Consider the following 8550-nt stretch of genomic DNA (forward strand, 5'->3'; position numbering starts at 1 on the left):
TTCGGGAGGGCCGAGCGGTACTGATCCGCCCTCCCTTGGGCCCCGTCGACCCCGGCCGCGGGTCCTCCCCCTCAAGAGGCGCGCAGCCGGTTTGGGCGGTCGGCGGCGGGTCAGGTCACGCGCGACCCGAGGACTTCTGGGTCTGGCGCGAGAGGGAGTCGATGATGACGGCGGCCAGCAGGACGGCACCCGTGATCATGTACTGGATGGACAGCTGCAGACCGAGGTTGTCCAGGCCGGTCTTGATGGACTGGATCACCAGCACACCGAGCAGGGCCGACCAGACGCGGCCGCGGCCGCCGAAGAGGCTGGTGCCGCCGATGACCGCGGAGGCGATCGCCAGCATCAGGTTGTTCGGGTCGGAGCCGCCCTGGTTGGCGGAGCTGATCTGCGCGGCGATGATCAGACCGCCGAGCGCCGCGAAGAAGCCGGAGATCGCGTAGACGCTGATCCGGATCATCGGCACCGAGATACCGGCACGACGGCTGGCCTCGATGTTGCCGCCGACCGCGAAGACCTTGCGGCCGTAGGAGGTACGGCGCAGCACGAAGTCGCAGACGATCAGCAGGATCAGGAACAGCACCAGGACGTTCGGCACGCCCTTGCTCTGGTTGAGCACGTAGGCCGCCAGGAAGGAGACCACGGCGACCAGGGCGGTGCGCAGCGCGATCTCGCTGGTCGGCCGGAACAGCACCTTCGCCGCCCGGCGCCGGCGCTGCTCGTTCAGCTGCGACAGGGCCACGGCCACGGTGGCCACGATCGCCAGGATGTAGCCGCCGGCGATGTCGCCGCCCATGAAGAAGGAGTTGCCGCCGAGCAGGTGGATCACGCCGGTGTCGGGCAGGTTGATGGTGCCGGTGGAGCCGAGGATCCACAGCATCAGGCCCTGCCAGCCGAGGAAGCCGGCCAGGGTGACCACGAACGCGGGAACGCCGATCTTGGCGAAGATCCAGCCGTGCAGCGAGCCGATGGCGATGCCGGTGATCAGCGTCAGCACGGCGGCGAGCCAGATGTTCACGCCGTGCGAGACGCTCAGCACCGCGAAGATCGCGGCGGCCAGGCCGCTGACCGAACCGACGGCCAGGTCGATCTCGCCGAGCAGCAGCACGAAGACCAGGCCGATGGCCAGGGTGCCGATGCCGCACATGTAGTACAGGACGGCGGAGATGTTGTCGGCGGTGAGGAAGTTGGTGCCCTTCACGCCGAAGATGGCCCAGATGATGATCAGGCCGATGATGACCGGCAGCGAGCCGAGCTCGCCGCCGCGCAGCTTGCGCTTGAACTCGGTCCAGTAGCCCTTGAACCCCTCCTCGCGGACGAGGAGCCGGGGGTCGATCGCCTGCTCTACGGCGGGCGGCGGCGTCTGGTCGGTGGTGGTCTTCTCGGTGCTCACTGTGCGGCCTCCGCCGTGCGCGCCTGACGACGGGTCACCGCGTTGTCCGTGGCGCCCGTGATCGCGGCGATGATCGTTTCCTGCGTGGTCTCCTGCACCGGGAAGGTGCCGTTGTTCTTGCCCAGCCGCAGCACGGCGACCTGGTCCGCGACCGCGCGGACGTCCGCCATGTTGTGGCTGATCAGGATCACGCCGAGACCGCGCTCGCGCAGCCGCTCGACCAGGTCGAGGACCTGAGCGGTCTGCTCGACGCCGAGGGCGGCGGTGGGCTCGTCCAGAATGACGATCTTGGGGTCGCCGATCAGCGAACGCGCGATGGCGACGACCTGGCGCTGGCCGCCGGAGAGGCTGGCGACCGGGATGCGCACGCTGGGGATGCGGATGGAGAGGGTGCTCAGCAGTTCGAGCGCCTTCTTCTCCATGGAGACCTCGTCCAGGGTGCCGAGGCTCTTCAGCTCGCGCCCCAGGTAGAGGTTGTTGACGACGTCGAGGTTGTCGCAGAGCGCGAGGTCCTGGTAGACGGTCGCGACACCGAGGTTCTGGGCGTCGTGCGGCTTCTGGATGGAAACCGGCTTGCCCTCCCACTCGATGACGCCCTCGTCGATGGGATGAACACCGGCGATCGTCTTGACCAGGGTGGACTTTCCGGCGCCGTTGTCACCGACCAGGGCCACCACCTCTCCGGCGTGGACCTCGAGATCGACGTCGGTCAGGGCCTGCACCGCGCCGAACCGCTTGGAGACCCCGCGCAACGCCAGTACGGGTGCGCTTGTCACGTGAACCAACTCCTTCTCCACCCGGTGCCTCGGGTGGGTGCCGCGCCGTCCCAGGCGCCTGCGGGGTAGAGCAAAGACTGGAGAGTCTTGGGGGCAGGGCCCGCATGTCGTCACAACACGCAGGCCACAAGAGAAATGTCCCCCTCCGCGAGCCGCGCGGGAAGCCCTGGAGACAGGGCAACCCGCGCGGGCTGCAGGGGACTTACTGGAGGCCGGCCGACTTGCAGGCCGCGGCGAACTCGCCGGTGCAGATGTCGCTGACCGAGTACAGGCCGTCCTGGACAACGGTGGACTTGATGTTGGACTTGGTGACCAGGACCGGGGTCAGCAGGTCCGACGGGACCTGGTTGCCGGAGGCGTTCGTCTTGGTGGCGGTGGCCACGGACTTGACGTCGGTGCCGTTCAGCAGGTCGACGGCCAGCTGGGCGGCGCCCTCGGCCTCGGGCTTGTAGGCCTTGTAGATGGTCAGGCTCTGGGTGCCCGCGACGATCCGCTGGATGGCGTCGAGCTGGGCGTCCTGGCCGGTCAGCGGCAGGGAGCTGAGGCCCGCGTTCTTCATGGAGGCGGCGATACCGCCGGCCATGCCGTCGTTCGCGGAGTAGAAGGCGGCGATGTTGTTCTTGCCGAGCTGGTTGATCGCGGCGGTCGCCTTCTGCGCGGCGACGTCCGGCTTCCACAGGCCGGAGGCGTCGTACGCGATCTTGACCTTGCCCTTGACCGCGTCCGTGAAGCCGTTCTTGAAGTCGGCGGCGTTCGGGTCGGCCGAGTCGCCGTCGATCTCCACGACGTTGGCGGACGGGGTGGCCTTGGCGCCCATGACCTGCAGCAGGCCCTGGCCCTGGAGCTGGCCGACCTTGTAGTTGTCGAAGGAGATGTAGGCGTCGACCGGGCCCTGCGCGAGGCGGTCGTAGGCGACGACCTTGATGCCCTTGTCGTGCGCGGCCTGGATGGAGGACTTGATGGCCGCGGCGTCCTGGGAGCTGATCACAATGACCTTGACGCCCTTGTTGATCATGGTGGTGACCTGCTGCGCCTGGGTCTGGGCGCTGCCCGCCGCGTTGGCGTACTCGACGGTCACGTTCGGGGCCAGCTCCTTGACCTTGGCCTCGAACAGCGGCTTGTCGAACTTCTCGTAACGGGTGGTCACGTTGTCCGGCAGCAGCAGAGCGATGGAGCCGGAGCCGGACCCGCCGGCGGCGGACGCGGAGGAAGTGGAGGAAGAGCTGTTGCTGGAGCCGGCCTTGCCACAGGCCGCCATGCCCAGCGCGATGGAGACGGCCGCAGTCGCGACGACGGTACGGCGCAGAGTGGTGTTCATCTTTGGGGTGCCTCCCTGACGCGGTCGCCACATTGCGACCGAGGTGTCAGGGAGTCAACATCCCCGACGAGCCTGGCGTCAATAAGTAAAACCATGCTCCGTCGAATCCGAACCGTTTCGTTATGTTCCTGAAGGCAAGACCGCAACGAAACTTACAGGCCGACGGATCGGCGGCCCGTAACTCAGTACTTAGTCGACCATTTCGGACATTACCAGCGCCAAGGCTCCAAGGACCTCGGCGCGCCCACCGAGAGTTCCAGGAACCACCGAGAGCTGCCGCGCGGCCGACGGGATGGCGTAGCGGGCCACCGACTCCCGGATCGGATCGAGCACCAGGTCACCGGCCTCGGCGAGGTCGCCGCCGAGGATCACCCGGCGCGGGTTGAGCAGGTTGCACAGGTTCGCCACTCCGGTGCCGATCTGGCGGCCCGCGTCGGCGATCACGCGCCGGCAGCCCAGGTCTCCGCGCTGGGCCAACTGGACGACCTTGGGGATGGTCAGACCGGGCTCGTGGCTCGCCTGGAGCAGCCCGAGCACGTGCCGGGCGCCGACGAAGGTCTCCAGGCAGCCGCGGTTGCCGCAGCGGCAGACCGGCCCGGACTCGTCCAGGGTGATGTGCCCGATCTCGCCCGCGGTGCCGCCGGGCCCCCGGTAGATCTGACCGTTGATCACCAGGCCGGCGCCGACGCCGCTGGAGACCTTGATGTAGGCCAGGTCGCCCAGGCCGCGCCCGGCTCCCCAGACCAGCTCGCCGAGCGCGCCCAGGTTGGCGTCGTTGTCCACCCGCACCGGCATGCCCAGGCGCTGGGACAGCTCGTGGGCGGGGGCGATCCCGGTCCAGCCGGGGAGGATGGCGGTGGAGCCCAGCGCGCCGGTCTCCACGTCGATCGGGCCGGGGACGCCGAGGCCGACGCCGATGACCTTCCCCGGCGCGAACCCGGTCTGCTCGAGCAGCCGCGCGACCAGCGTCTCGGCCCGGCCGAAGCCCTCGTCGGCCGAGGCGTCCGTGTCGATCGGCTCGCTCTCCTCGGCCAGCACCCGGTGGGCCAGGTTGCCGACCGCGACGCGCAGGTGGGTGTGCCCGAAGTCGACCCCGACGACGATGCCGGCGTCCCCGCTGAGCGAGACGCTGCGGGCCCGTCTGCCGCCGGAGGAGGTCGGGGTGACCACCACCGTCCCCGCCTCGCTGAGCTCCCGGACGATGTTCGACACCGTCGCTGCGGACAGCCCGGTGCTCCGGGCGATCTCGGCCTGGGTCAGCGATCCTGCCATCCGGACCGCCTTGAGCACCCGCTCCAGGTTGGCCCGGTGCAGTGACGACTGCGATCCCGGCGTCTCCACGGACATGTTCCACCCTCCCCGCGCCCTTGCGGCGGAGCTCTGTGCCAAACCCCCGTTGGGCCATTTGGCATACAACTTGTGAACTCTTAGCTCAGCCCGCCAGGCAATCTCCCGTCAAGGTTGAAGGCGGATCGTTGCCAAACCTATGCCGCAGAAGCGGAGGAATCGGTCAGCCTGCGGCTTCGTCAGGCTGAAGACACAAGCGGCGTTCAGGTCCGTTCAGGCCACGGAGCGAATCCGGCGGACGAGCACCCCGCCGGCCAGGGTCACCAGCGCGGTCGCCAGGTAGAGGCCGGCGTACCCGCCGGCATGGGCCACGACCGGCGCGGCGAGCAGGGGGGCCAGTACCTGCGGGCCGGAGTTGGCGATGTTGATCACGCCCAGGTCCCGGGCCCGGTCCACGGCGTTCGGCAGCACCTGCGTCACCAGCGCCTGGTCCACGGCGAGGTAGACCCCGAAGCCGGCCCCGAGCACCGCGGCGGCGGCCAGGGCGGCGGGCCAGGTCTGCACGAGGGCGAGCAGCAGCGCGGCCGCGGCCATGACGACGGCGGACAGCAGCACGAAGCCGCGGCGGCTGCCCCGGCGGTCCGAGAGGCGCCCGCAGGGCACCGCGGTGGCGGCGGCGCAGACGGTGTAGACGACGGTGAGGATCAGCACCCCGGTGGCCGCGTCGCCGCGGTAGTGGACCGCGTCGGTGAGGAAGTAGAGCAGGTAGAGCGTCCCCAGGGCGTTGCCGAGGTTCAGCAGGAATCGGGTGCCCCAGGCCCAGGCGAAGTCCGGATGCTCGCGCGGGCTGATCCACCACGTCAGCCGGAGTGGCGGCCGCGCGGCCCGCGGCAGCACGGGGTCGCCGAAGCCGAGGACGAAGGGCAGCGCCAGGGCGACGGCCAGCACGGCGAGCGCGGCGTATCCGGACAGGACGCCGGTGAAGAGCAGCACGGTCAGCAGTGCGCCGAGGACCAGCCCGAGCGACTGGGTGATCCCGGTCCAGCCCGACACCTCCGCCCGCTGGCCCACCGGCACCTGGTCGGCGACCGGCGCGGTCGCCCCGGCGAGCATCCCGTTCAGTCCCGCCTGCGCCACGCACCAGCCGAGGGCCACGCCGAGGACGCTGTGCTGGGCGGCGGTCAGCAGCAGGCCGGCGGCGCCGGCCAGAGCCCCGCCGAGGATCCACGGACGCCGCCGCCCGAACCGGCCAGCGGTGCGGTCGGAGACCGCTCCGGCGAGCGGGTTGGCGACGACGGCGACGAGGGCCCCGGCCCCGGTGACCCAGGCGAGGGCGGTGGACTTGTGGGCGGGGTCGAGGTGCTCGAGCTGCAGGGGCAGCAGCATCTGAATGGGCGTCATGAAGGCCATGAAGACGCCGAGGTTCGCGAGGCTGAGGCTCGCCACCCACACCCCGGTGACCCGGCGCGTGGGTTCCCGCAGGGCCGCCGGCGCCGCGTCCGTGCCGTCCTCGACCCGCTGCACGGTCCCTCCCGGGATTCACGAGCCCAACTCATGTTTGGTCCGCCGAGCGTAGCGGCGCGAGGGACACCGCACCAGCCCCCGCGCGCCGTAAGGGGCGCGGGGGCCCCGCAGGGGGTGCCCTACCGCAGCGAGGCGATCAGGTCGCGGTACCAGTGGTAGGAGGCCTTCGGTGTCCGCCGCTGCGTCGCGTAGTCGACGTGCACCAGGCCGAAGCGCTGCGCGTACCCCTCCGCCCATTCGAAGTTGTCCAGCAGCGACCAGACGAAGTACCCCCGCACGTCCACCCCCCGCGCCACCGCCTCCCCGACCGCGTCCACGTGGGCGGCCAGATAGTCGACGCGTGCCTGGTCGTCCACGCCCCCCGCCCTCACGACGTCGTCGCACGAGCAGCCGTTCTCCGTGATCCACACCGGGGGAAGCGCGTCCCCGTACCGGGCCTGAAGGCCCGTCAGGAGTTCCGTCAGCCCCTCCGGGACGACCGGCCAGTCGAAGGCGGTGCGGGGGTAGTCCTTGTCCGGTTCCGCCAGTTCGAAGGGCAGGCCCGCCCCCTCCCCCGGGGCTGTCACCCATGTCGGGTTGTAGTAGTTGACCCCCAGCCCGTCGAGGGAACCGTGCAGCAGCTCCAGATCCCCCTCCCTGACGATCCCTCCCCATTCGGGACCGGTCACCCCGTACGCGCTCAGGTCGGGGTAACTCCCTACCAGCAGCGGGTCGTTGAACATCCGGTTGTGCAGCGCGTCGTACGCCTCCGCCGCCACCGGGGACCCGGCGTCGCGCACGGGAGTGCAGTTGTTGGCGATCCACACCTCCCCCGCGCCCCTGGCCCGCAGCTCCCGGGCCGCAAGCCCGTGGCCGAGCAGCTGGTGGTGCGCCGCCGGCAGGGCGTCCAGCATCAGGGCACGGCCGGGGGCGTGCACTCCGAAGGCGTAGCCGAAGGCCAGGTGCACGAAGGGCTCGTTGAGGGTGATCCAGCGCTGGACCCGGTCGCCCAGACGGTCCGCGACGACCCCCGCGTACGCGGCGAAGGCCTCCGCCGTCTCCCGGCGCAGCCAGCCGCCCTCGTCCTCCAGGGCCTGGGGCAGGTCCCAGTGGAACAGCGTGGGCGTGGGCGTGATCCCGTGCGCGAGCAGTTCGTCGACCAGGCGGTCGTAGAAGTCCAGCCCGCGCGGCTCCACCCGGCCCCGGCCCTCGGGCAGGATGCGCGGCCAGGACAGCGAGAACCGGTAGGCGTCCAGCCCCAGCCCCGCCATCAGGCCGACGTCCTCGCGATAGCGGTGGTAGTGGTCGCAGGCCATGTCGCCGGTGTCGCCGTTCCTCACGACACCCGGACGGGCGGTGAAGGTGTCCCAGACGGACGCACCCCTGCCGTCCTCCCGGACGGCGCCTTCGATCTGGTACGAGGCGGTGGACACGCCCCATTCGAAGCCTGCGGGAAGCCTTGCGGGATGCATCGGTCCGCCTCCAGGGGTCGATCCGCCAGCCAACATGAGTGACACTCATCTCTGCTGATGGCCGACTGTACACGTCATCCGGCAGAGTGGGGACATGCAACCCCTCGCAAGTTCCAGCACCGGCTCCTCCGTCCGCCGCCGTCCGGTCCAGCGGCGCAGCCAGGAGCGTTTCGAGCGGATCCTCGACGCCTGCGCCCAGCTGCTGGACGAGGTCGGCTACACGGCCTTGACCACCAAGGAGGTCGCCCGGCGCGCCGAGGTGCCGATCGGGACGCTCTACCAGTTCTTCACCGGCGTCGAGGGGCTGCTGGGCGCACTGGCCGAGCGCAACCTCACCCACTACACGGACCGGCTGGCCCGGCGGATGGAGGCCGAGCAGCCCGCCGACGTCACCGCCCTGGTCGACCTGGCCGTGGAGGAGTACGTCGCCATGCACCGGGTGACCCCCGGCTTCGGCATCGTGGACTTCGGCCCGGTGGGCCGGGAGGACTCGGGCAGCCTCCACCTGCTCGACGCCGAACTGGAGAACAACACGGCCGTCGCCAACCGCCTGTGGACGCTGTTCGGCCCGATCATCAGCCGGGGCGACGAGAACCACGGCCAGGTGCAGCTGCGGGTCGCCCTGGAGTGCGCGGACGCCGTGCTGCGGCTGGCCTTCCGGGTCGATCCGGAAGGCGACCCGGTGCTGGTCGCCGAGTGCAAGAAGCTGCTCAAGGGCTATCTGAGCGCCCCCTGACCTGCGCCGGCCGCCGCTGCAGCGGCTGACCGGAAGGGCCCGACCTGCGACGACGCCTCCCCGGG

At 70.4% G+C, this 8550-nt stretch carries 7 protein-coding genes; 1 reads left to right on the top strand and 6 read right to left on the bottom strand.

Annotation, left to right across the window (positions count from 1 at the left end; genetic code table 11):
- Positions 1-115: 115 nt before the first annotated feature.
- The 6 genes from ACFP3V_RS15305 to ACFP3V_RS15330 form a co-directional block, all read right to left on the bottom strand.
- Positions 116-1393, bottom strand: coding sequence for a sugar ABC transporter permease (locus ACFP3V_RS15305; protein WP_380583599.1), 1278 nt, complete (start codon positions 1391-1393; stop codon positions 116-118).
- Positions 1390-2178: an ATP-binding cassette domain-containing protein gene (locus ACFP3V_RS15310; RefSeq protein ID WP_380583601.1), complete on the bottom strand. Its 789-nt coding sequence runs from the start codon at positions 2176-2178 to the stop codon at positions 1390-1392. Before ACFP3V_RS15310 ends, ACFP3V_RS15305 begins: the two co-directional genes overlap by 4 nt.
- A gap of 193 nt (positions 2179-2371) precedes the next feature.
- Positions 2372-3487: a sugar ABC transporter substrate-binding protein gene (locus ACFP3V_RS15315; protein WP_380583603.1), complete on the bottom strand. Its 1116-nt coding sequence runs from the start codon at positions 3485-3487 to the stop codon at positions 2372-2374.
- Between the two features lie 189 nt (positions 3488-3676).
- On the bottom strand, positions 3677-4828 hold the full coding sequence (locus ACFP3V_RS15320; protein WP_380583611.1) for an ROK family transcriptional regulator: 1152 nt from the start codon (positions 4826-4828) through the stop codon (positions 3677-3679).
- A gap of 219 nt (positions 4829-5047) precedes the next feature.
- Positions 5048-6298 carry an MFS transporter gene (locus ACFP3V_RS15325; protein ID WP_380583605.1) on the bottom strand — a complete coding sequence of 417 codons (1251 nt, stop codon included), beginning with the start codon at positions 6296-6298 and terminating at the stop codon, positions 5048-5050.
- 119 nt (positions 6299-6417) lie between these two features.
- Positions 6418-7749 carry a GH1 family beta-glucosidase gene (locus ACFP3V_RS15330; protein ID WP_380583607.1) on the bottom strand — a complete coding sequence of 444 codons (1332 nt, stop codon included), beginning with the start codon at positions 7747-7749 and terminating at the stop codon, positions 6418-6420.
- A 94-nt stretch (positions 7750-7843) separates the two neighbouring features.
- On the opposite strand from ACFP3V_RS15330, the gene ACFP3V_RS15335 reads away from it, so the two are divergent.
- Positions 7844-8485 carry a TetR/AcrR family transcriptional regulator gene (locus ACFP3V_RS15335; RefSeq protein WP_380583609.1) on the top strand — a complete coding sequence of 214 codons (642 nt, stop codon included), beginning with the start codon at positions 7844-7846 and terminating at the stop codon, positions 8483-8485.
- Positions 8486-8550 lie beyond the last annotated feature (65 nt).

Source organism: Streptacidiphilus monticola (genome assembly GCF_042658505.1).
Lineage (GTDB): Bacteria > Actinomycetota > Actinomycetes > Streptomycetales > Streptomycetaceae > Streptacidiphilus > Streptacidiphilus monticola.

Bases quoted from the DNA above. Each gene is read 5' to 3' on its own strand.
- ACFP3V_RS15315 (WP_380583603.1), bottom strand. From the start codon at position 3,487: ATGAACACCACTCTGCGCCGTACCGTCGTCGCGACTGCGGCCGTCTCC.
- ACFP3V_RS15330 (WP_380583607.1), bottom strand. From the start codon at position 7,749: ATGCATCCCGCAAGGCTTCCCGCAGGCTTCGAATGGGGCGTGTCCACC.
- ACFP3V_RS15335 (WP_380583609.1), top strand. From the start codon at position 7,844: ATGCAACCCCTCGCAAGTTCCAGCACCGGCTCCTCCGTCCGCCGCCGT.